Source organism: Nitrospirillum goiasense, from assembly GCF_034427435.1.
In the GTDB taxonomy this organism is placed as follows: Bacteria; Pseudomonadota; Alphaproteobacteria; order Azospirillales; family Azospirillaceae; genus Nitrospirillum.
In genome coordinates, this window is the sequence record NZ_JAXQNP010000001.1 from 18,843 (window position 1) to 42,227 (window position 23,385).

General features: G+C 67.1%; 18 protein-coding genes. 5 read left to right on the top strand and 13 right to left on the bottom strand.

The features are described from left to right. The first annotated feature begins 101 nt into the window (after positions 1-101). Entirely contained in the window at positions 102-1,181 is a 1,080-nt protein-coding gene (locus ULB03_RS00105) for an alpha/beta hydrolase (RefSeq protein ID WP_322481297.1), read from the top strand. On the opposite strand, the gene ULB03_RS00110 is transcribed toward ULB03_RS00105, so the two are convergent. Next, positions 1,182-2,156 carry a fumarylacetoacetate hydrolase family protein gene (locus tag ULB03_RS00110; protein ID WP_322481298.1) on the bottom strand — a complete coding sequence of 325 codons (975 nt, stop codon included), beginning with the start codon at positions 2,154-2,156 and terminating at the stop codon, positions 1,182-1,184. It lies immediately after the preceding gene. An 11-nt stretch (positions 2,157-2,167) separates the two neighbouring features. Then, positions 2,168-3,322 carry an alpha/beta hydrolase family protein gene (locus tag ULB03_RS00115; protein ID WP_322481299.1) on the bottom strand — a complete coding sequence of 385 codons (1,155 nt, stop codon included), beginning with the start codon at positions 3,320-3,322 and terminating at the stop codon, positions 2,168-2,170. 391 nt (positions 3,323-3,713) lie between these two features. Here ULB03_RS00115 and ULB03_RS00120 point away from each other — a divergent pair, with 391 nt between their 5' ends. Together ULB03_RS00120 and ULB03_RS00125 are read left to right on the top strand one after the other, a co-directional pair. Next, entirely contained in the window at positions 3,714-5,969 is a 2,256-nt protein-coding gene (locus tag ULB03_RS00120) for an AAA domain-containing protein (RefSeq protein WP_322481300.1), read from the top strand. A 5-nt stretch (positions 5,970-5,974) separates the two neighbouring features. Then, positions 5,975-7,141, top strand: coding sequence for an AAA domain-containing protein (locus ULB03_RS00125; RefSeq protein WP_322481716.1), 1,167 nt, complete (start codon positions 5,975-5,977; stop codon positions 7,139-7,141). Between the two features lie 102 nt (positions 7,142-7,243). On the opposite strand, the gene ULB03_RS00130 is transcribed toward ULB03_RS00125, so the two are convergent. From ULB03_RS00130 to ULB03_RS00150, 5 genes are all read right to left on the bottom strand, one after another. Then, complete coding sequence (locus ULB03_RS00130; RefSeq protein ID WP_322481301.1) at positions 7,244-9,424, bottom strand: methyl-accepting chemotaxis protein; 2,181 nt, start codon at positions 9,422-9,424, stop codon at positions 7,244-7,246. Positions 9,425-9,681: 257 nt separating this feature from the next. Continuing rightward, positions 9,682-10,617: a DUF6624 domain-containing protein gene (locus ULB03_RS00135; protein ID WP_322481302.1), complete on the bottom strand. Its 936-nt coding sequence runs from the start codon at positions 10,615-10,617 to the stop codon at positions 9,682-9,684. Between the two features lie 163 nt (positions 10,618-10,780). Next, positions 10,781-13,252, bottom strand: coding sequence for a TonB-dependent receptor plug domain-containing protein (locus tag ULB03_RS00140; RefSeq protein ID WP_322481303.1), 2,472 nt, complete (start codon positions 13,250-13,252; stop codon positions 10,781-10,783). A gap of 175 nt (positions 13,253-13,427) precedes the next feature. Then, positions 13,428-13,829 carry a Rieske (2Fe-2S) protein gene (locus tag ULB03_RS00145; protein WP_322481304.1) on the bottom strand — a complete coding sequence of 134 codons (402 nt, stop codon included), beginning with the start codon at positions 13,827-13,829 and terminating at the stop codon, positions 13,428-13,430. Position 13,830: 1 nt separating this feature from the next. Further along, positions 13,831-14,766 (bottom strand): VOC family protein, encoded by a 936-nt coding sequence (locus tag ULB03_RS00150; protein WP_322481305.1) that lies wholly within the window; start codon positions 14,764-14,766, stop codon positions 13,831-13,833. A 246-nt stretch (positions 14,767-15,012) separates the two neighbouring features. Here ULB03_RS00150 and ULB03_RS00155 point away from each other — a divergent pair, with 246 nt between their 5' ends. Beyond that, a complete protein-coding gene (locus ULB03_RS00155; RefSeq protein WP_322481306.1) occupies positions 15,013-16,371 on the top strand; it encodes a metal-dependent hydrolase family protein in 1,359 nt (452 codons plus the stop codon). A 21-nt stretch (positions 16,372-16,392) separates the two neighbouring features. After that, entirely contained in the window at positions 16,393-16,842 is a 450-nt protein-coding gene (locus tag ULB03_RS00160; protein ID WP_322481307.1) for a GlcG/HbpS family heme-binding protein, read from the top strand. A gap of 20 nt (positions 16,843-16,862) precedes the next feature. On the opposite strand, the gene ULB03_RS00165 is transcribed toward ULB03_RS00160, so the two are convergent. From ULB03_RS00165 to ULB03_RS00190, 6 genes are all read right to left on the bottom strand, one after another. Then, positions 16,863-17,396 (bottom strand): OmpA family protein, encoded by a 534-nt coding sequence (locus tag ULB03_RS00165; protein WP_322481308.1) that lies wholly within the window; start codon positions 17,394-17,396, stop codon positions 16,863-16,865. Next, on the bottom strand, positions 17,347-17,850 hold the full coding sequence (locus tag ULB03_RS00170) for a DUF4892 domain-containing protein (RefSeq protein ID WP_322481309.1): 504 nt from the start codon (positions 17,848-17,850) through the stop codon (positions 17,347-17,349). Before ULB03_RS00170 ends, ULB03_RS00165 begins: the two co-directional genes overlap by 50 nt. A gap of 183 nt (positions 17,851-18,033) precedes the next feature. Further along, positions 18,034-19,947, bottom strand: coding sequence for a CopD family protein (locus ULB03_RS00175; protein WP_322481310.1), 1,914 nt, complete (start codon positions 19,945-19,947; stop codon positions 18,034-18,036). An 18-nt stretch (positions 19,948-19,965) separates the two neighbouring features. Then, positions 19,966-20,337, bottom strand: a complete 372-nt coding sequence (copC, locus tag ULB03_RS00180; RefSeq protein ID WP_322481311.1) for a copper homeostasis periplasmic binding protein CopC — start codon at positions 20,335-20,337, stop codon at positions 19,966-19,968. A 61-nt stretch (positions 20,338-20,398) separates the two neighbouring features. Further along, positions 20,399-22,708, bottom strand: a complete 2,310-nt coding sequence (locus ULB03_RS00185) for a TonB-dependent receptor (RefSeq protein ID WP_322481312.1) — start codon at positions 22,706-22,708, stop codon at positions 20,399-20,401. 184 nt (positions 22,709-22,892) lie between these two features. Next, complete coding sequence (locus tag ULB03_RS00190; RefSeq protein WP_322481313.1) at positions 22,893-23,336, bottom strand: hypothetical protein; 444 nt, start codon at positions 23,334-23,336, stop codon at positions 22,893-22,895. Positions 23,337-23,385 lie beyond the last annotated feature (49 nt).

Below are 23,385 nucleotides of genomic sequence, written 5' to 3' on the forward strand. Positions count from 1 at the left end.
TGGTTGGAAAACTAGTTTAAATTAGGGGCGGTCATTTGTCTCCGGAAACTTTCCGTTGCCACGCCCGTATCACCGGGGGCAACCGGGGTTGGAAGAGTGACATGGCGTTATGGCGGGTGATCGCGCGGCGGGTGGCGCAAGGGATGGTGCTGGCGGCCTTGCTGCCCCTCTGTGCCGGTTGCTTCTTCGCCGCGCGCCAGGGAATGAAGGCGCTGCGCGGGGACAACAAGGCGGTGGCGCCTGGGCCCTGCGACGGCACGGTACTACCGACGGGCCTGCCGGCCGGGATTGATGGGCCCTACGCCCTCGACCAGCATACGGTGGCGGAGGCCGGCACTGGACGGGAGGTGCAGGTCTTCCTGCCGGCCCACGCCCCCGGTTCCAGCCCGGTCATCCTATTCGCCCATGGTTTCGGCGCGGATCGCTGGACCTTGTATGAGGGGTTGATCCGCCATCTGGTCAGCCGGGGCGCGGTGGTGGTGTTCGCTCCTTATCCCACCCTGGGCGCCACGCAGGACCAGCGCTATGGCGCGGTGTGGGATGGCTTCGTCGCGGCGGTGGCGGCGGACGGGGCGGCCATGGACCTCACCCGCGTGGGCATCATCGGCCATTCCTTCGGCGCTGGCGCCGTGCCGTTTCTGGCCACCCACGCCTTCCTGGACCGGGGCTGGGGTGGCCGGGGGGGCTTCATCCTGATGCTGGCGCCCTGGTACAGCTATGCCACCAGTGACGCCGCCCTGGCTGACCTGCCCGGCCCCGTCATGCGCGCCTGGCAGGTTTACGACCGCGATACCGTGAATGACCAGCGCATGGCGGTCGACCTTTACACCCATACTCCGGCCGCCGTCGGCCGCTATTTCTTCCAGGCCAATTCGGGCACGGTCAACCTGCCCCAGGGCGGCGCTTGCCCGCTGACGGCCGATCACCGCACGCCGGTGCAGGGAAACTCGCCACTGTTGCAGCGCCTGGCCGTCTACCCGGTGGTGGATGCGCTGGCCGACCAGGCCTTCGCGCCCAGCGCCAGCACAGCCGCCGCCCTGGCGGCCCTGGGGCACAAGGGCGGCGATGGCTACCGCCCCCTGGTGCGTGAGGATGCGCCCGTCCCGGCCCAGCCGCAGGACGCCTACCGCTGGCCCTGGACGCATCCGCGCAACCCTCGCCAGGGCGAAGGCCTGCCCTGATCAGCGGGCCACGGGCACCACTTGCTGGTGAATGGCGCCGAAGACGCTGCCGCCGTCGGCCAGTTTCACCTCCATGCGCACCGTGTCGCCATAACGCATGAAAGGGGTCTTGGCCTGCCCCTCGTCCAGGATCTCGATGCCCCGCCGTTCCGCGATGCAACTGGATCCGACAGTGCGATAGCTGTCGTTGGACACGGTGCCGGAGCCGATGATGGTGCCGGCGCACAGATCCCGCGTGCGGGCGGCATGGGCGATCAGCTCATGGAAGCCGAAGGCCATGGCTCCCCCGTCGGCGGCACCGAAGCGCGCGCCGTTGAACCACACGTCCAGCGGCCGGTGCACGCGGCCGTCCCGCCAGGCGTCGCCCAACTCGTCGGGTGTCACCGCCACCGGGGCCACGCTGCAGGGCGGCTTGGCCTGCACCCAGCCGAAGCCGGTCTTCATCTCACGGGGGGCCAGCACGCGCAGCGACCAGTCGTTGATCTGCACCACAAGGCGCACATGGGCCAACGCCTGCTCCGCCGTCACGCCCAGCGGCACGGGGCCGGTGATGACGCCGAATTCCCCCTCGAAGTCGATGCCGTCCGCCTCCGACGGCAGGGCCACATCCTCGGTCGCGGCCAGGAAACGGTCGGAAATGCCCTGGTACATCAGGGGCTCCGCCCCCTGGACGTTGTCGATCTTGAACACCTTGGACATCAGCTCGCCATGGCTGAGATAGGCGGAGCCGTCCAGCCATTGCCAGGCGCGGGGCAGGGGGGCCAGGGCCTGGCTGGCATCGAAGGGGAAGGTGTCGCGGCCGATATTGACGGCGTCGTACAGGGCCTGCAGCGCCGGGGCGACCTCGTCCCAGCGCTCGATGGCGTCCTGCAGGGTGGCGGCGATACCGTCGGCGAAAGCCGCGCGGCGCAGGTCACGGGACACGATAGCCAAGCGGCCGTCACGCGTTCCGTTGGGCAGGGTGGCGAGTTTCATCGACGATGCCCTCAGCCCACCTGCTCGCCGAACGTCTCGGCGATCCAGTCGGCGATGTAGTCGCGGCCGTAGGACATGTTGTCCACGCCCACATGCTCGATGCCGCCTTCCCGCGGGGTGAAGATCTTCAGCTCCCGCTTGGGGCTGTTGACCAGCTGGTCATAGGTCTGGTGGGCGTAGTCCAGGCTGATCTGGCGGTCGTTCTGGCCGTGGGTGACCAGGAAGGGCACCTTGATACGCTCCACCACGCCATTGAGGGTCATGCCTTCCGCCTTGGCGAAGAAGTCGTCCATGTCCTTGGCGCCGAACACCCAACTGACATGGGCCCAGTAGTGGGGCACGGGGTTCTCACCCTCGCGCGCCAGGCGCTTGTGCTGCACCTCGGCCCAGTTGTGGTTGGCGCCCCAGACGACGCCCAGGGCGAAGCGCGGCTCGAACGCCACGGCGCGGGGGGTGTAATAGCCGCCCAGGGAGATGCCGGTGATGCCGATGCGCTTGGTATCGACGTCGTCCTGTGTTTCCAGCCAGTCCACCACCTTGGACGCCCACTCCTCCGACTTATGGGTGGCGGGCAGGTTGTGCAGGCGCAGGGCCTCGCCGCTGCCCGGCTGGTCGATGCACAGGGTGGAAATGCCCCGGCGCAGCAGCGCCTGCGGCAGGCGGGACCAGTACAGCAGCTCCTTGCAGCTATCCAGGCCGTTGACATAAACGACCACCGGCTTGGGGCCGGGGCCCGGGGCGCGGGTGTAGAGGCCGGCGATGACGCCCCCCTGGTAGGGGATCTCGATACGCTCCGCGTTCTCCTTGCCCAGCGCCATGGCGCGGCGGAAACTGTCCTGCGCCTTGGCATAGGTGGCGCCGCGGCCGGGATGTCCGTGGCCCTGCATGCGCTCCGCCGTGGTGTAATAAAGGGACGCGCGCTGCAGCTTGGTCCCGGCGGAGAAGTTGCGGCCCCGGGCCTCATCCTCGGCGGCCAGGTCCACCAGCTTGTCGGCCATGGCCACCCAGTGCTTCAGGAACTCGCCCGTGCCCGCATCCTCGCCCCGCGCGGCGGCGTCGCGCAGCGGCCGGCACATCTCGTCGATCTCGCCGATCTGGGCGCCGGACTCGATGGCGATGTCCACCGACAGGTTCCAGACGTAATTCTTGAGGAAGTATTCGAACATGGGTCCTGGCCTCTGGTCGCGAAAGGGACGCTGGGCCTGGGGTGTCCGGCTGGACCACGGGGGGCGGTATGGGTGCCGCGGCACCCGGTCGGGGCACCATTCGGCCCCTCTTCTCGATTTTCCTCCCGCCGTCCGCCGCCGCCACAGGCGTCAGCGATACGCACGGCAAGCACCCTGACGCCGGGGCGGCTATTTGGGAAATCGAACGATGCGATGGAACGCTAACGGTTTGGGTGATGATGCGGTGTCACAATCCGCACCTATGATTTGCCGCCTTTCGGGTTGCCTGATGGTGTGACTACACCCGTATTGAGGGCATATCTGCTTGTGCGCTCGACGGGGCAAAGGCTATCAGGGGCAGCACGATTTCGACTCTCTGAACGGTTTGGCCATGGCGTTTCAGCTTCCTGCTCTTCTCCGCTATTGGCGCGCGGCGCTGCTGGATGGTCTGCGGCTTATCGATCCGCAGTCGCTTGACCTGCTGGCCTGCTCCCGCGAAGCGCTGGCCCAGGGTCGAATCGACGGTAACGCGCTGACGGAAATCTGGCACAAGGCGGAGACGGGGCTTTCGGATAAGGAAAAGAAAGAACTGCAAACTGTGGCCGTGGTAATTGCGCCGCAGGTGCTGGAACCCGAAAAAGACCATTCCGACAGCTACAGCACTCTCAAGCGCTACCGCGTGCCCCTCTGGCTGTATGGCCGCGTGAACCGGGAGGGTCTGCTGCAGCCGACGAATGACCAGCCGTTGGTGGACCGGGCCGTGATGATGCCATTGGCTTCTACTGTCCCCACCTTTACCACGGTGGAGGCGCTGGACAGCCACCTCGACAATAATCGCCCTCCCGAGAGTGGCAGTGACTGGGCTGCTGTCTGGGGCTATGCCATGGCCATGTGCGACAGCCTATTCGGTGGTCGGCCAGGGGCGTGGGTTCCGGATCGCTATGTTGATCAGCAGACCGCCTTCGTCGCCTTAGGCAAGCCGCCCGTGGATACGACCAGCGCGATCCGCACTGTGTATGAGGTGCTGATAGACACCCAGGAAGTTGCACCGCCTCTGCTTGCGCGTCTGGCGGCACCCCCGCCGCCGCGTGAGATTACCAATTGCCCGGATGTCGAGACAGTCCGCGCCGCCCGCCACCTCGGTGAAATGGGGGGCGCCTTTCCGCTAAATCCTAGCCAGCGGCAGGCCTTGGGCGCCTTTCTTGCCCTTGCTGACGGTGACGTCCTGGCATTGAATGGTCCACCGGGAACCGGAAAAACGACTTTCATACAGAGCGTTGTGGCGTCGATCTGGGTGGAAAGCGCGCTGGTTGACGGGGGTGAGCCACCGGTGATCTTGGCAAGCTCGACCAACAATAAGGCCATCACCAATATATTGGATTGCTTTGAGCGGGCCACCTTGCCGGACGGGCATGCGCTATCGGGGTCAAACCTTGTCCGCCGCTGGCTGCCGGACATAACGCAATATGGGCTTTACCTGCCCTCGCAGCGTGAGGTCAAAAACGGGTTGCGCCCGGGGTTGGCAGCAGCTTGGTGCCTGCAGAATGGCCAGCCGTGGGCAGGTTTGCCAGGAGCGATGGAAACCCAGGACTATATTAATCGGGCCGAACCCTATTGGTGCGCGCAGTTTACGCAGTGGGCCGGCAAACCACCTGCGAACATGGCGGAGGCGGTGGCGACGTTGCGCGCCGCCCTTACCGCGAAAGTCGAGGCGGTCAAGGCCTTGGAACCTCGACGCGCGGCAGCCCAGGCGGTGGTGGACGCCCATGGGGCGATGACGTTGGAGGCCATCGAGGCGTTGCGGCGGGAGGCGATGACACTTCGTCGCCTAATGGACGAACTACGCCAGCATGGCGGTCAGGCGGTGCACCTGGCCGAGGGGTCGCTGATCGAATCGTTGCTGTCATGGTTGCCGCCGGTCAAGCGCCGGCTGTGGATGCGGGCTTATGGATACCTCGCGGTCCATGGCCTGGCGGATCCCGCCTGGGATTGGGATACCGTCCTGGACGTCACATCTTTGCGCCGTTGGCTGGCAGAGCGGATCCGGCTGGCTACAGCGGCTATGGCCGCCAACGCGGCGGCGCTCTCGGCGTGGGACGGCTGGGTCGCCGCAGTTGCCGATCTGCTGCCGACCCTGCCACCAGAAAAAGCGCTTGCCAGTGCCTCGGCCATCAATGCTGCGCTGGATACGCAGGTTCGGCCCGAGCTATTTCACTTGGCTGGCCGCTATTGGGAAGGCCGCTGGCTCATCGAGGTGGGCCAAGCGCTGGAGTGCAATGACAAGACTTTCACGGGCCGAAGCCGGGATGTGTGCGAACGCCGGTGGCGCCGGTTCGCCAAGTTAACCCCTTGCCTCGTCTCCACCGCGTTCACCGCGCCCCGGCTTTTGGACTATTACAACGGTGACACCCGCCGGTTGTTTAGTTTCATCGACCTGCTGATCGTTGACGAAGCGGGCCAGGTTCCCCCCAAGTCGGCGCTTGCCTTTTCGCGTTCGCGCGCAAGGCTTTGGTGGTGGGCGACACCTTGCAATTGGAACCGGTCTGGGGCGTCAATGGAGACATCGACGGTGGAAACCTCGCGCTGTTCCAATTGGACGGTGATGCGTTGCGCGGCGCCGGCATGCTGGTGTCAGAGGGATCGATGATGGCGATGGCCCAATCCGCCACAACCTTCACGGCGAAGCCACACCAGGGTCTGTTCCTGGATGAGCATTGGCGTTGCCGGAAGCCTGTGATCGCCTATTGCAACGAGTTGGCATATCGCGGCCGGCTTCGGCCCATGCGTGAAGACGCACCCTATCCCTTGCCGCCCCTCGGCTATGCACATGTTCGTGGCCGTCCTTCGCGCTCTGGTCTCAGTCGGACCAATGCCGATGAGGCGATGGTTATCGCCAATTGGCTGAAGCGTCGCCGCAAGCAACTGCTGGACCAGCATGGAGTGACTGTCCTGGGCGCCATCGTCGCCATTGTCACCCCCTTCAAGGCGCAGATTTCCGTCCTGAACCGGGCGCTGAGCGCTGCCGGCCTGGAGGGAGACGATATTACGGTGGGCACGGTGCATGCGCTTCAGGGGGCGGAAAGAGATATTGTTCTATTCTCTCCTGTCTATGGGGCCGACGACGGGACGACTGGGGGGTTGTTCTTCGACCGCGGGGTCAGCATGCTCAATGTCGCTGTGTCCCGCGCACGTCAGAGCTTCCTGGTTTTCGGCGATTTGCGACTGTTCAAGCCAAATCAGCCGTCACTACCGTCAGGGCTCTTGGCGCGCCACTTATTCTCCGCGCCCGAGAATGAGATCGCCGATATCGACCCTGTGGGTGGAATCGCTGTACGTCCATTGTCAGACCTGGAGCGTTTGAGTGATCTTGCCACCCATTGCTCCACGCTGCGCCAGGCTATTACCGAGGTTCGTGAGCGGCTTCTCGTTATTTCCCCCTATTTATCGCATGCCGCGATTGAGGCGGATGGACTTGCGCCTTTGCTGGCGTCGCGTCGGGGCGGGCCCAAGATTGTTGTCGCTTATGATGCGGATCTGAATAGTGGTGCCGGCCAGAAATTGCATCCCCGCGCCACAAAGGCGCTTGAGATGCTCGGGGCCGCTGGCGTGGAACTTTGGGCGTTGACTGGCGCACACAACAAAACATTGGCGGTCGATGATCAATGGATTGTCGAAGGATCGTTCAATTGGCTGTCGGCAGTCCGGCAACAGGACAGCATCTATCATCGCCACGAGGTGTCATTGCTTTACCGTGGCCGCGAGGCATCCACGCATGTGGACAGCGCTTGGCGGGAGGCGGAACTGCGCCGTAAGAACTGACGCCGCTGCCGCTTCAGGCAAATGGCGCTGTGGGCAGGAATGGGCGGTCCGGCCTCGGGCCCGTTTTCGGCGGGCCTCAAAGCCGGACACGCCGCCCTCTCGTCACGCCGCGCGGATCTTGGCCAGGAAGCCATCGACGGCCTGACCCAAGCGTCCGGTTTCGTGGGAGATCTCGCCCGAGACTTTCATGACCTGGCTGGCCGCCTCCCGCGTGTCGGCCGCGGCCTGGGTGACGCCCTGGATGGTGACGGTGACCTCCTGCGTGCCGCTGGCCGCCTGCTGCACGTTGCGGGCGATCTCGGCGGTGGCGGCGTTCTGTTCCTCCACCGCCGAGGCGATACCCGTGGTGATGCCACGCATTTGCTCGATCACGCGGCCCACGCCCTGGATGGTTGTCGCGGACTCCCGCGCCACCTGCTGCATGTTGGCGATTTGCTGGGCGATCTCGTCAGTCGCCTTGGCCGTCTGGTTGGCCAGGCTTTTGACCTCCGACGCCACGACGGCGAAGCCCTTGCCGGCGTCACCCGCCCGTGCCGCCTCGATGGTGGCGTTCAGCGCCAGCAGGTTGGTCTGCCCGGCGATGGAGGAGATCAGCTCCACCACGTTGCCGATCTTCTCGGCCGCCGTGGTCAGGCCCATGATCTGGACGTTGGCGGCATCCGCCGTGCGCACCGCATCCGTGGCGATGGTCGTGGACTTGGCCACCTGGCTGGCGATCTCCTTGATCGAGACCGACAGCTCTTCCGTCGCGGCGGCGACCGTCTGCACGTTGGTGCTGGCCTCCTGCGAGCCTTCGGCCACCAGATTGGCCTGGCTGTTGGTCTGGTCCGCCGTGGCCGTCATGCTGGTCGCGGCACCGCCCATCTGGTCGGCCGCACCGCTCAGGGTGGCCACCACCGCCTTCACGCTGGCCTCCAGCTCGCTCGCCATGCGGCCCAGGGTTTCCCGCCGTTCCGCCTCGGCAGCGGCCTGCATGGCGCGGCGTTCTTGCTCGGCACGCCGCAGGTCGGCCGCCATCTTGTTCAGGGCCTGCGCCAGGGTACCGGTTTCGTCCAGCTGATCGACCACCAGGTCCTTGTCCGCCCGGCCGGCGGCCACATCCTCGGCGAAGTGGGCGCTGGCACGGATGGGGCGGGCGATGCCGCGGGCCACGAACCACATGCCACCGACCGCGCCCGCCGCGATGGCCAGGGCCACGACCAGTTGCAGCGCCGTGTCGCGGTTGCCGCGCTGCCGCAGCGCGCCGTCCAGGGCCGTCGCCTCCGCCATCGCCACGGACCGGGGCACGTCCACCAGCACGGACCAGGGCGTCTTGGTCCGCCCCAGGGTGATGGGGGCGAACGCCTTAATGGAATCGGACGCCGTGTCCGCCGTCACCTGCTGCTTGCCGGCCTGGATCACCGCCAGATCGGCCTGCCAATTGTGGTCGAAGCGCTCGAAGGAGCTGCCGATGGCGTCGGGATGTTCGCTGGACGCGACGATCAGGCCCTTGTGGCTGATGATGGTGATCGACGCCTTGCCGCCGAAGACCGAGGCCTTCACCTGTTCGGCCAATTGCTGCACGAACGCCAGGTCGAAGTCAGCGCCAGCGACGCCGCGGAACTTGCCGTCGATCGTGATCGGCACGGACATGGTGGCCAGATAGACGCTCTTGCCCTGCACGATATAGGGCAGGGGGTCCAGGATGCTTTCGCCGCCGCCGCCCTGCGGCCCGATATACCATCCGCCCTTCATGACGCCGTTGGGGTGCAGCGCATGGCTGTCATATTCCACCAGCGGCTGGATGGCGATGTGGCCCGAGGCGTCGCGCGTCCAATAGGGCAGGAAGCGGCCGGTGGCGTCGGAGCCCACCTCATGCTTGTCCTTGAAGGCGGCGTCCTGGCCGTCCAGGGCGTCGGGTTCCCAGGCGCTGTAGGTTCCGTTGAACCGGGGGTTGGCTTTCAGCACGTTCAGCAGCACGGCGTTGAACTGCGCCCGGCGCAGTGCCGACGCCGTGCTGACCTTGTCCTGGGCGTCGGCCAGCACCTCGAATGTGCGGGCCATGTCGCGGGCGCTGTCGAACGCCCCGTCCAGGGTGGACCGGACGATGCCGGCCTGGGTGGAGGCCAGGGTCTGCAGGCTTTCTCGCGTCTTGCTGTCGGACAGTTGTCCGACTTGCTCGCCAACGAAGGCCTTGGTGTTGCTGGATGCGATCAGCCCATAACCGACCAGGGCACCCGTCGCGCCCAAGACGCACAGCGCGGAAAGCAAACTGATTTTGGTCTGTAAGGATTTAAAACGCATGGCGGTTCCCTGGATGGTGGTGGCCCGTTAAGTCGGCACTTATCCAGGACAAGATACATATGTAGTCTTCTGCTCAGGTGATCCAGATCAATTGGGAATGGTTAATTGCTCTAATCACATACCAATGGATATGTTCGCGCCCTGCTCGTATTTTATAATCAACTTCTATTTCAATGATGCTGCCTCGGCCTTATTTGGTTTCTACTTTATTAATATCACTGATCGACCTCGATGGTCAGCTCCGCTGCCTGTTCGCATCACTGGCAAATCCGGGCGACTTCTTCACGATAGGCAGCCATCGACTCCATCCCCACGGCGTGCCGGCGGTCGTCCAGATGGCGGGGGTCCCGGGTCGGCAGCGGGACCCATCGTTTCCCGTCGCACTGGCCTTGGGTGCCATAGACCTGTTCCCGCTGGGACGCGGTGGCCAGCCGGTCGATGAGATAGGCGGCGTGGCGGCGTTCGTCGGGCGGCAGGGTCGCCTGGCTCAGCAATATCCCCAATTCCCGCTGTTGGTAGGCGGGGTCGGCGTCGGCGTGTTGCACCAGCTGCCAGGCGCCGTTGCTGGCGGCGGGTCCCCAGGTGGTGCTGAGCGGCCAAGGCATCAGGGCCAGGATGCGCCGTTTTGGTGCGTCCAGCCGCTGGTCGGTTTGGCGCATGAGGGTGAGGCGGGCCGCCTTGCAGTCGGTCCTCCCATCGCAGGGTGGGCCGCTGCGGGCCGCTTGATCCGCTTGGGTTAGAAGCCACAGCTGTCCCAGGACGCACAGCCGCTGCCCCAGGCCGCAGTCGCCCTGTGCTGCGGAGATCCAGGTATCCAGGGTGGCGCTGAAGCCGGCGGCGTCCATACCGCTGTCCGTCAGGGCGCCGGCGGTAAGGGGCATTTTCGCGTCGCGCGCCCGCGTCTTGACGGCCGCGTAAACAGCCGTGGCCTTGTCGCGCAGGGCGGTTTCCGCCGGGCCGCAGTTTCCCCCGACGGCGCAGGGGAGATCCATGAACACGGCCATGGCGGAATTGAGCAGGGAGGACCGGGCGCCTAGGCAGACGAGTCCCTCGCCGCAGTCTGTCGACGCTTCCTCCACCCAGGCGTTGGCCACCGCGAGGGTGGGGCCTGGACTGGCCGGCGGTATGGCTTGCGCGGTTGCGGCCCAGGGTGCCAGAAGGCAGACGGCGACCAGCCAGAGGGGTAGGCGCATGGTTACTCCGGAAGGCGGCTCCGCTCAATTCCCAATGATGCCGCCGCCGTTCCAGGCCATCCATAAAAAAAAGGGCCGCCGGCGGGAAGTCCGGCGGCCCCCAGGAACCTTCCAGGGGGCCAACCCGAGGAAGGGGGCCTGTGGCGCCAACGGCGCCGCAGGCTTAGAAGTCGTACTTCAGGCGCACATAATAATAGCCGCCGTCGTAGCCGTAGGGGCTGCTGAAGGAATATTGCTGGCCCACGCCATAGGTGCCGAACTCCGGCCGGATCTTGGCGGGGTACTTGTCGCCCACGTTCTGGCCGCCGACGCTGGCGGTCAGATCCTCCAGCACCTTATAGGAAACCTCGGCGTCGAAGATCCAGGCGGGGTTGAAGTTCTGGCCCAGGCAGGTGGTGCCGCAGATGCTGACGTTGTCCTCCCACGCGCCGAAATAGCTGGCGCGGCCCAGGATGCTGAACTTGCCGATGTCCCACACGCCGGTCAGCGTGGCGCGGTAATGCGGGCTTTCGTTCTGCAGGTCCTGCACCTGGCCCAGGCCGATGACCGTGGGGTTGTACTTGGTGACGACCGTGTGGTTGATGTTCATGGCCGCGGTGGCGTGCAACTCGCCCGCCGTGTCCAGGTCGAAGGTCTTGTTGGCGACGATGTCGACGCCCTGGGTGCGGGTGTCGAAGCCGTTGGCGAAATAGTTCACCTGGCCGCCCACGCCGACCGCCGCCAAGGCCGGCTGGGCCAGGATGTCGGCCGCCGTCACCGAATAGGTGCTGGTGATGCCGATGCGGTCCTCGACCTTGATGTTGTAGTAGTCGACCGTCAGGTTGACCTTGTAGGGCAGGTCGAAGACCAGGCCGCCGGCGATGTTGAACGACGTCTCGGGCTTCAGCGGCTGCGAACCGTAATAGCGGGCGATGGCGCTACCCACCGGGTAGGTGCCCTGCTGCACCGGGTTGCCGTCCTGGAAGATGGTGGTGACCTTCGAGACGTTTTCCTGGCCCGGTGTGGGCGCGCGGAAGCCGGTGTTGACGGAGGAGCGCACGGCGACCCAGTCGGTCAACTGGTAACGGCCGGTGACCTTCCAGTTGGTGGTGCTGCCGAAGTCGCTGAAATCCTCATAGCGCAGGGCGAAGCCCAGGCTCAGGTCCTTGATCACGTCCGCTTCGGCGTCGGCGTAGAAGGCGTAGTTGCTGCGGGGGAACTGGCCGGCATCGGTGGGCGTGAAGCCCGGCATGCCGTTGGACCCCACCGGCACATAGGCCGCGTAGGCGCCGGAGGTGTAGGAGGCGGCGTCGCCCGGAGTGATGGTGTAGGTCTCACGCCGGTATTCGGCGCCACCGGCCAGGGTCAGCGGGCTGGCCAGCCAATCGATATGGACCGGGTAGGTCAGGTCCAGGTTGAGGTCCGTTTCCTCCTGCGTCTGGGTGCCCACGTAGAACTGCGTGGGGCTGCTGGGGCCCAGCGAGGGGTTGACGGTGTTGACCATGTTGTACCGCACCTCATCCCGGCCATAGCTGGCGCTGGCGTCGATGATCAGGCCGGACTTGAGGGTGGTCTTGTAGCCGCCGGTGATGCTGCTATCCAGGATGTCGCCGTAGAACCAGGGATGGTAGCCGCCGGGATAAACGCTGGCCCAGGAGAAATTGCCACCGCTGGTCAAGGGGAAGGTCGTGCCCAGCCAACTGCTGACCGGGTCGCGGTAGTAGAAGCTTTCCTTCTCGTTGCTGTGGCCGAAGTTGCCGAACAGATAGATCTTGGAATTGTCGGTCAGGTCGATGCCGCTGTTGATGAACAGGCGTTCCGCCTCCACCGCGTTATCACCCCAGCGCTGGTTGGGTGTGGGGTAGCCCTTGGGGCCGGGATCGTAACCCGACGCTTTCAGGGCGGTGACGTCCGTGCGCTCCACCCCGCGGTCGGTGGGGTCGTTCTTCTGGTATTCGGCGCTGATGTTGACGAAGCCCTTGTCGCCCAGGGGCAGGCCGGAATTCACCTGGATATGGCCGGTGGCGCCGTCACCGGCATAATCCTGGCCCCATTGCACGATGACGCTGCCGCCGTGGTCGGCATCCTTCAGGGTGAAGTTCATGACGCCGGCGATGGCGTCGGACCCGTATTGGGCGGAGGCGCCGTCGCGCAGCACTTCCAACTGCTTGATGGCGATGGCGGGGATCTGGTTCAGGTCGGCGCCCTGCGAGCCCGAGGTCTGGGCGTCACCGGCGATCTGCACCAGGGCCGAGCGGTGGAAGCGCTTGCCGTTGATCAGCACCAGGGTCTCGTCGGGCGGAAGGCCGCGCAGCGTTGGCGGCCGCACGATGCCCGAGCCGTCATCACTGGAGAAATGGCCGACGTTGAAGGAGGGGACCAGGGTGCGGATCAGGTCCTGCGTGTCGCTGCCCGCCTGCCGCTCCAGGTCTTCCGGCGTGAAGACGTCGACGGGCGAGGGACTGTCGGCCACCGACCGGTCGATGCGGCGGGTGCCCGTGACGACGATGTCGGTGAGGTCCGTATTGTCCGCAGGCGCCGTCGCGGCCCAGGCGGTGGATACCAAGGAGGTCGATGCCAGAAGCGTCAGGGCGGTAAAGGCGCGCAGACGACGCCATTCATGCGCGGTGGCCCGCGCATTGCCGCAAAATCCCATATGAAGTCTCCCAGATTATCGTTGCGATACGTTTCTGGGTCGCTTCGTGGTGATTTTCCCCATGCCCGTCTTTTCTTTCCAGAAAGCCTACGGGACGCGACTTAGGGTTGGGGATGCGACATTTCGCCTTCGGCTGAATGTTCTATGACAGGGGCGTGACGATGCCCCCAAAGGGTCAGCGCAGCAGGGGGCTGTCCGGCGGCACCGCCAGGGTCAGCCAGCCCTCGTCCACGAATGCGGGCAGCGCCAGCAGGGACTCACCCCGGCAGGGACCCTCGATGCACAGGCCGGTGTCGGCATCGAAATGGGCGCCGTGGGCGTAGCACAGGATGCGCTGGCCGTCGCCGGACAGGAAACGGTCCTTGCGGTATTCCAGGGGCACGCCCTGGTGCGGGCAGTGGTTGTGGTAGACCAGCACCTGATCGCCCCGGCGCAGGGCGAAAACGGTGTCGCGGCCGACCCCGGCCGGGTCGAAGCCCCGCGCCTGCCCGGCGGGCGGCAGCGCGTCCACCGGACACAGCACAACCTTGCCCCGGGGGGCGGAGGCGCCCCCGGGGTTTTTGGTGTCGGCGGTCACCTCAGTGCGCGCCGCCCTTGGGGGGTGGGCCGCTGGGGAACCACTTTTCCCGGGCCGTGAACAGGAACAGCTGCGAGGTGTCCGCGCCCGCGGGACGGTGGCGCGCTTCCCAGCTGTCGTCGTGCAGGTCCATGTCGGCGTCGTACTCCACGTGGCAGCCCAAGGGGCTGTTGAAGTACCAGAACCAGTTCGATCCGAAGAAGTGGCGGCCCGGACCCCAGAAGGTGGTGTAGCCCTTGGCCTCGAACCGGGTGCCGGCCAGCAGCACCTCCGTCCCGCTGCCCATGTGGAAGGTGAAATGCTCCACCCCCTTCATGAAGGGCGGCGTCTGGATCAGGAACAGGGTGTGATGGTCCTCCGTCCCCGCCGGGCGCAGGAAGGGGCCCACGCCGGTGAACTTGTCCGTCACGCGGAAACCCAGGCGGTTGACGTAGAAAGCCTCGGCCTGCTCCATGTTGGGCACGAACAGCACCACATGCGATAGGGTGCGCGGCTCCGCCTTCATGTCGATGTCGATGCCCACCTGGTTGGGCCCGCGCTGTGGGGGATGGCCGGGGGCGTTGGTCAGGTCGGCCGGGGCGGTGAACGGCCGGCGGATGGTCAGGGCGAAACTGAGGTGGAACCCGGAATCGTCGTCGGCGTGCACGCTGCCGCCCTCGCCCCGGCGCACTTCGCGATCCTTGGACAGCTCGGCGGCGATGGCCTCCAGCGTCTCCGCGTCGCCCACGCCGTAGACGATCTCGCGGATGGACGGGGCGGGGCCGATGGCCGGGGGCAGGCGGGGATCGTCGGCGGCGCGAATGATGACGCAGGTGCCGTCCAGCGCCTCAAACCGGCCGTCGCCGGCGGGCGTCAGGCCATAGTCCGTCAGGTATTGGCTGCAGGCGTCGACATCGTCGACACCGAACACCAAGGCGTCCGGTCCGATGATATTCATGAGGCGTTCATCTCCCGAGTTGGGGCGCCCTCTCCTCCGGGGCGATCCACGCCGAACCTTAAAGGGGCGGTCGCCCTTGATAAAAACCGTTCCTTTCCATGCGCATGTATGGATGAAACCGATGGGTCAGACGGCGGCGGCTATGCGCGGGGACGATAAATTCGCAGCGGAAATATCCATTTCCCAACGTCCCGCCTGGCCGCCTAGCGTTCCCTCAACAAGAACCCAGGGAGGGGAGACCAAGCCATGCCGCGCACCTTCGTCCGCTGTCGCCGCCTGTTCACCGGGTTGGAGGATGGCGCCCGTGCCGACCAGACCCTGGTGATCGAGGATGGCCTGTTCACCCATGTCGGCCCCACCGTGGACGCCCCCGCGCCGGGCGCCGCCGACACGGTGATCGATGCCGGCGACCGTTTCGTCATGCCCGGCCTGGTCGATGCCCACACCCATATCGTCTTCGGCAATGCCCGCAGCGAAGAGGATATCGATTTCTGGGGCACGCCGGAGTTCCGGGCCCTGCGCGGCCTGTTCTTCGCGCAACGGGTGCTGGCGGCGGGCTACACCTCCATCGTCGTGCCCGGGGACGCCGGCAACTGCAGCATTTCCGTCCGCGACGCCATCAATGCCGGCCTGTTCACCGGCCCCCGCATCGCCGCCAGCAGCTGCGTCATCGCCAATCGCCACAGCCTGAATGACTGGTTTCCCGAGCATGTCGGCACGCCCGACTATGTGACGGGCCGCCTGTGCACCACGCGCGACGCCCAGATCGAGGAGGTGCGCCGCCAGGCCAAGGCCGGGGTGGACGTCATCAAGATCGCCATGGACGGCACCCATTTCCGCGAGGATGGCACCCACATCGCCGCCTTCACGCAGGACGAGATCGGCGCCATGGTGGCGGAGGCCCACCGCCTGGGCAAAAAGGTGGTGACCCACGCCTATGGGAAAGAAGCGGTGCTATACGCCGCCCGGGCCGGGGTGGACGTCATCAACCATGCCTTCTTCGCCGATGATGAGTGTATCGAGGCCATGCTGACGTCGGGCAGCCATGTCAGCCCCACCCTGACCTTCCTGCGCAACAACGTGGAGTTCGGGCAGCCGCATGAACCCACCGCCGGCTCCGGCTACCAGGGCGCGCAGCGCCGCATCATCGAGGTGGCGACGCGTACCCTGACCCGCATGCGCCAGGCCGGCGTGCCCTTCATGACCGGCAGCGACAGCGGCTTCGCCGTCACCCCCTACGGCGAATGGCATGCGCGCGAGATCGAGATTCTGGTGGACTGGCTGGGGTTCACGCCCGCCCAGGCCCTGCGCGCCGCCACCAGCGTCTCCGCCCGCGCCATGCCGCGGGGTCACACCCTGGGCGCCATCGATCTTGGCCGGCGGGCGGACTTCATCGTCGTGGACGGCGATCCGCTGGCCGATGTCGCCGTACTCCAGCGGCCGGGCGCCATCACCGCCGTCCATATCGGTGGCGTACCGGTCGCCGTGGAGGCGCGGCGCTATGACCCCTACAAGGTCACCCATCTCAGCAGCCTGAAATGGACGGACGTCTACACCCGCGACCGTGCCGCCGAGCTGGGCCTGTGGCACAGTGCGGCTCAATAAGTCGCCTTGAGGGAGAACGCGATGACCGTGCTCAGCTGCGCCGTGGCGCTGAAACTGGTTGAGGCCATCCTGGCCGAGGGCAAGGCGCGGGGCTTCGCGCCGCTGACCGCCGCCGTGCTGGACGCTGGCGGCCATGTGGTGGCGCTGGCGCGCGACGACGGGTCCAGCCTGCTGCGGCCGCAGATCGCCACGGGTAAGGCCTGGGGGGTGCTGGGCATGGGATTCGGCGGGCGGGAGCTGGCGCAGCGGGCCGCCAAGATGCCGGCCTTCTTCACCGCCGCTATCGAGCTGGCCGACGGCAAGATGGTGCCGGTGCCGGGCGGGGTGCTGATCCGCGATGCCGGCAACCGCATCGTCGGCTCGGTTGGCGTGTCCGGCGACACCTCCGACAATGACGAAATCTGTGCCGTCGCGGCGCTGGCGGTGGTGGGCGGCCCGCTGGGCCTGAAGGCTGACACCGGTGCCGCCTGAGCCTTTGGGCTGGTGCGCCCTTACTGCTGCACCAGCTCCACCCGCCGGTTCTGCGCCCGCCCGTCGTCGCTGTCGTTGGCGGTGACGGGGGCCAGGGAGGCGACGCCCTTGGCCGTCATGCGGCCGGGCGCGACGTGGTAGGTGCCGGTCAAGGCTTGTACCACGGCGTCCGCCCGCTTTTGCGACAGGTCCAGGTTGTGGGCGAACTGCCCCTGGCTGTCGGTGTGGCCCACGATGTAGACCTTGAGCGCCGGGTTGGCGGTCAGCAGCTTGGCCATCTCATCCAACTGGGCCTTGGATTCCGGCTTCACCTCCGCCTTGTCCGTGTCGAAGTATAGGCCGTACAGCGCCACCTTGCCGCTGGCGGCCAGGCTGTTCTTCATGGTGGCGCTGTCCATGACCTGCACCTGGCCGGTCTGCATGGGCTGGACCTCCACCACCTCCTCGTTCACCAGGGTGCGTTGGTTGGACCCGTCCTCCATGATGTGCAGGAAGACGTAGGCGTCACCCCGCGGCCGAGGCAGCTTTTGCCAGGATGGTCCGGTGGGACCCACCGAAGGCGGCGTCGCCCTTACCCCGGGGCAGCACCTTGCCGGAGTTGATGACCAGGCTTTGGAAGTCATCGCCGCATTCGTCCTTGGCGCAACGGAACAGCGTCTGGAAGCCGGCTTTCTGCAGCGCGTCCTGATAGTTGCGCTCCACCTCCAGCGCCGATTTGCCGGCGCCGATGGTGTACCAGACCCACGTGATCTTGCCCTCCAGGTGCAGGCCCTCGGCCTTGTCCGCATCCTTCACCGGCCGGTCGGGCAGGAAGACTTCGTCGAAATCCTTGTGCTCATAGGCAGTGATAGTGGCGCCGGCGAAACGCGAGACCAGCGGATGGTCCTTCGATCCAGGAACGTCTCCGGCGGCCAGTGCTGGCATGGCCGCCAATAACGGCAAGGCGAGCGTCAGTATTGCACGGCGACTGCGCGCCTTAACGGAATGATAACGAGTGGAAGTCGTCATGATCGCCCAAGTCCGCTGTCGTGGTTCACGAAATGACGGATCTGGATAGGGCGCTGTCTCTTGCCGGGCAAGGGTAACAGTCCAATTCTGGACTGGGTATATCGCCGGGAATACGATGTTGGGGTTAAAGACCTGTGCGTCCGGCAGACGAGAGGACGCTTGCGTCCCCTCGCCATTAACATCTCAGTGATGGTGATGCCCGCCGCCGCCGGTGGCGAAGGGGTGGCGCTCGGCTTCCTCCGCCTTGGCCGTCAGCAGGGCGATGGCGGCCGGTGTCGTTGGGAAGGGGCCTTGCCACACCGTGCGCAGGGCGCCCCGGCTGTCCACCAGGACCAGCAGCGGCCCCTCCGGCGCGCCGCCGATGGTGCGATAGGCCACGGCCGCCTCCGGGCTGGTGCTGCCGCAGGCGGTCGCGGGCGGGGCCCGGTCGGGATCGGTGCTGACGATGACCGGCACCACCGGTGTCGCCTGCACCGCCGCCAGGGCTTGAGGGGAGACCTCGGCATAACCGATGGCCAGCAGCAGGGGGTGGCCGGCCAGATCGGCCAGGCTACCGGCCCGGGCCAGGGCGCCACCGGCTGGGCAGCTCAGGTCCAGTTCCGGGGGGGGCATGCCCCAGGTCCACACCCCCTTGGCCTCCGCCACCGTGGTGCCGCTGTTCAGGGTGTGGATGTAGTCGATCAAGGCCCAGCGCTCGTCCTCCGACAGTTGGTCGGCGAAGGCCGGCATGACCGGCTTGCCGTCGGGGTCGGGCATGCCGTGGGTCAGCCACCAGAAGATGTCGCCCTCGCTATGGTCCAGCAGGTGGTGCGCGGTCAGGTCGGCCGGCGGGACGCTCAGCTTGGCCGCGTCGGGCCCATCACCGGCGCCCCCCGTGCCGTGGCAGCGGGCGCAATGGCCGGGGAACAAGGCGGCCCCCTGCGCCACCGAGGCGGCGGTGAACCCGGTGGGGGAGGACCAGTAGCTGGTGGGGAAGGCCTCCACCGTCAGCAGGTCCAGGTCGGGGACGCCGAACCAGAAGGCCGCCCCGGCTGCGACCAAGGCCGGCAGGCGCAGGGCCAGGGCGGGTCGGCGCCAGGCTCTGGGCCAGGGTGGCAGGAGGGTCAACACCAGGGCCAACAGGCCCAGGCCGGTCAGGGCGATAGCCTTCCAGGCCATGCCGCCGTAATCGGGATCGGACAGGATCTCGCCGCTCAGCTTGCGGGCGAAGGGCCACAGCGGCTGGTCATGCACGCCCGGCACGACGCTGGCCAGCCAGGCGGCCAGCGCGACCACGGCGGTGCCCAAGGCCAATTCCACCAGCACGCAGGCCCGCAGCGCCGCCAGCGACACCGTGCCCCGCGCCAGGCCCGGGGCGATGCGCCAGCGGTTGAGCGCGGCGCAACCCAGCATCAGGGCGAACAGTCCGGCCTTGGCGATGGCGATGTGGCCGTAGGTGGTGCCGATCAGGCCGGCCAGGTTGCCGATCAGCGTCACGCCGTTCAGCAGGGCGGTGGCCGCCAGCAAGGTGACGCAGGTGACGCCCAAGGGCGAGAAGCGCACGGCCAGGTCGGCCGCCAAGCTCCGGCTTGACAGGGCCATCAGCAGGCCCGCCATGCCACCCAGCCAGGCGCCGGCGGCCAACAGGTGCAGCACCTCCGCCAACAGGCCGGGCAGGCTGGCGGTGTCCAGGGTGACGGCGACATGGCCGACACCGGCATGCAGGGCCAGCGACAGGCCCAGCAGGGTCGCCAGCGTCCGGGTGGACGCCCGGCGACCCACGGCCAGCGCCGCGACCAGCAGCGCCAGCCGCAGCAGCATGACGTGGCCATAACGGGTGGCCGCCGTGGGGGCGAGGGCGCCCATCACGGCGGCGGGGTCGGCGTTCCCCACGAACACCGCGGCCTGCGCCACGAACCAGGCCAGGCCCGCTGCCAAGGCCGCCGCCGTCGCCCGCCCCGTCCAGCGGCGCAAGGTGACGGTCAGCCCGTCGCGGGCAGGGCCTGGCGGGGCTTTGCCCACCACCAGCAGGGCGAAGGCGGGCAGGCCCCAGGCGGCCAGGGCCAGGGCGATGTGTAGCGCCCGGGCGATGGCCAGGCCGGTTTCCAACGTGCTCATGGGAACTGTTTAGGCGCCTTACTTCTGAACCTCAAACGTGAAGCTGCCCTGGGACTTGTGGGTGTCGACCGAGGTGACGGCCCAGTTCACGGTGTAGGTGCCGGGGGCGGCGCCGTCGATGCTGACGATCAGGTGCTTGGCGTCGGCCGGATCGGTGTGGGTGTCGCCCTTGTCCACCTTGGCCCCGTTCGGACCGGGCCCGGTGACGGTGATGGTGCTGAACTTGGGTTCCAGATCCTCGGTGAACCAGGCCTCCACCTGCGTCGGCGCGGCGGTGGTGCCGCTGGCGGTGGGGACGGAGCGCTTCAGGTGGGCATGGGCGGCGGCGGTGCCGGCCAGGGCCAGGGCGATGACGAAGGCGGCGGCGGCCGCGACGGTGCGGGAGGTCATGGGACGTATCCTTGAAGTGATGGGGAAACGGGTGACGTGACCGGCATTACGGCGGCGCGTATCAGAGCGACACTTTCAGGCCGCCGAAGAAAGTCCGCCCTGGGAAGGGATGATAGAGGAAGTACTTCTCATCATTGAGATTGTCGACGCCCAGGTCCAGCGTCAAATTGTCCAGCACCTTGTAGTTGATGTGGACATCGGCGACCAGGAAGCTGTCAAAGGCGCCGAATACCTTGGCGACGCTGTCGGTATTGTCCAGCGTCGAATACTGCTTTCCACTGTAGCGGCCGGCGATGGTGAAGGCCCATTGCTCATCCGGCCGGTATGTCGCGGCCAGCGTGACGCGCCAGTCGGGGACATAGGGCACATGCTTGCCCGTGGCTGTGGTGCCGGCGCTGCTGGCGAAGTTGGGATCGGACAGGATGGTGCTGTCGACATAGGTGACGCTGCCCGACAGCTCCAGCCCCTTGACCAGCACGTCCTGCTGGCTGGCCGCCAGCTCCACACCGCGGTTGCGCACCTCATCCACGTTGACGGTGTAGCTGACCGGCGTGGCGCCCGTCAGGAAGGCCGTTTGCGCGATCAGGGCGTCGTGCGTGTTCTCCTGGAACAGCGACAGGCGCACCCGCCCGCCCGCCAGGGGGCCATCGGTGAACGTGCGCTCCACCGCCAGCTCGCCGCTCAACACCCGCTCCGGCTTCAGGTTGGCGTTGGGTGCCGTGTAGGTCGTGCCCGTCTGCACCAGTTGATAAAGCTCGCTGACCGTGGGGAAGCGGTAGGCCTCGCCGAAGGAGGCGGTGACGTGCCATTCGGCGGCGGGCGTCCAGGTCAGGGTGGCCTTGGGCGAGAAGGCGCCCGTCTCCGTGTCCGGCTGCTCCACCCCCTTGCCGCCGCTGTAATTATAGCCGTCGAAGGCCTGCCAGCGTTCCAGCCGGCCGCCCAGGGTCGCGGTCCAGTCGGGCAGGAAGGTCCATTCGTCCTGCGCCCACAGGGCCAGGGTCTGGGTCTTGCCCCGGCCGCTGCTGTACAGGCTCTGTCCCTGGTCGCTGCCGCCCTGCCAGGTGGCGGTGCTGTAGGTGGGGTTGACCAGCTCATACTGGTCGGCGTGCAGGCCGGCGCTGACCGTGTTGGACGGCGTGGTGCGCCACAAGGCCTTGGCGTCCACGTTGCTCCAGTTGGTGCCATCCATGCGGGCGATGCGGCCGGCGGTGCTGAAGCCGGTGCCGCTGGCGGTCACGCCGGTGGGGGTGCGCTGGATGTCGTCCAGCATCTCGTAATGGCTGGCCGTGACCTCCGCATCCCAGGGGCCCTTGCTGTCGCTGCGCAGGGTGACGCTCTGCGCCAGGTGGCTTTGCCACAGGCTGTACTTGCCGCTGGCGAAGCCGGACAGGCCGGCGAAGGTGGCGGCCCCGGCGCTGTCGCGCAGATAGGTCTGCACATCCGAGGTCGCGTCGTTCTGCCAGTACCCCAGCGTGTAGTTCAGGCGCCAGACCGGCGACAGGTCATACCCCAGCTTCAGCTTGGCGTTGGTCATCTGGGTGTGCAGCAGGCCGCTGGCGCCCACCACGTCGGCCACGGCCCCCGTCTTGTTCAGCGCCAGGAAGGTGCCGCTGGTGCCCGCTGGCACCTTGCCGTTGGTGACGAAGCTCAGCGGCTGGCTGTCGCTATCCTGGTAGTTGGCGCTCAGCGACCAGGTGAAGCGCCCCATGCGATCGCCGACATGGGCGCTGGTCTGCGAGGTCACCAGGTCCTTGTGCGTGCCGTACAGGCCGAAGCTCTGCACCGCTTCCGACTGGCGGGCGTCGGCCTCCAGTTTGTCGGGCGTGCGGGTGGTGATCTGCACCACGCCGCCCATGGAATTGCCGGCGTAGGCGGCGGAATAGGGGCCATAGAGCACGTCGACCCGCTCGATCTCCTCCGGCGCCACCAGGCCCCAGCGCGGTGCGCCGATGGTGTTGTTGTTGGCGATCAGGGCGGAGATCAGTACGTCGTCGGCATAGACCAGCGTGCGCGCGCTGGAGTTCACCCCCCAGGTGCGGGTGGCCAGCACGGCCTGGGTGTCGCCGTTGTTGCGTTTGCGCAGGAACAGGCTGGGCAGGTATTTCAGCGCGTCCTCGCTGTCCAGGACGTTCTGCGTTTCCATCACCGCGGCGCCGGTGACGCCCACCGCCGTCTGCGGCGCGGCGTACCGCTCCATGGCGGGTCGGTCGGCGGTGATGACGATGGCGTTGGCGGCCAAGTCCATGTCGGCGTCATCGGCGTCGGGGGCGGCGCCAAGCGCGGCCAGGGACGGACCAGCGGCCAGGCCGGCGCCCAGGGCGACGGCGGCGGTGAACAGGCGGCGCGACACGCGCCGGGAGGGGCGAACCATGAGAAGGCGATCCTTCGGGGAACGGCCGGCGGCGGCCCGGATGATCCAGGCGACATGGCCGTTCAGGACAAGGGGCCGGCGCCCGTCCCGCGGAGGGGACGGAGCGGCGGGCTATGGCTGGGATGCCCGGAGGCCGCGACGCGTCGCGGTATCGCACTATGGATGGGTGAGGAACCCCGGGCGCTCAGGCGGCCAGGGGCGGGGCGCGGGCGCCCGGCGTGCCCGGCAGGCGTGACCGGGGACGGCGTGCCCGCGTGACGGGGCGCCAGGCCTGGCGGATGCGCCGGATGGGCAGGACCAGGGCCAGCAGCAGCAGGGGGATGGCCAGCGCCGCCAGGGTGGCGAAGGCGCAGGGGCCCATATGGTCCTGGTCGCCGCCCGCCCGATGGTCGTGGGGGGCAGCCTGGCCCGGCGTCGCCAGACCGCCTGCTTCCGCATCGGGGTGATGGTGGTGCGCATGGGTGGACGGGGCGGCGGCCAAGCCGTCATCCACGGGGGCCGTCCCCATCACATGGTCCATCAGGTCATGCACACCGGGGCACAGCATGAACGGGGCCGGCCCGCCGGCGGTGTTGACCATGTAGCCGACGGGGATCAATCCACGCAGCAGCACCGCCGCCAGAACCACCCAGGCCCATGCCCTCGGTGCCCGCCGGGCGCGACCGAGGTCCAGGAAC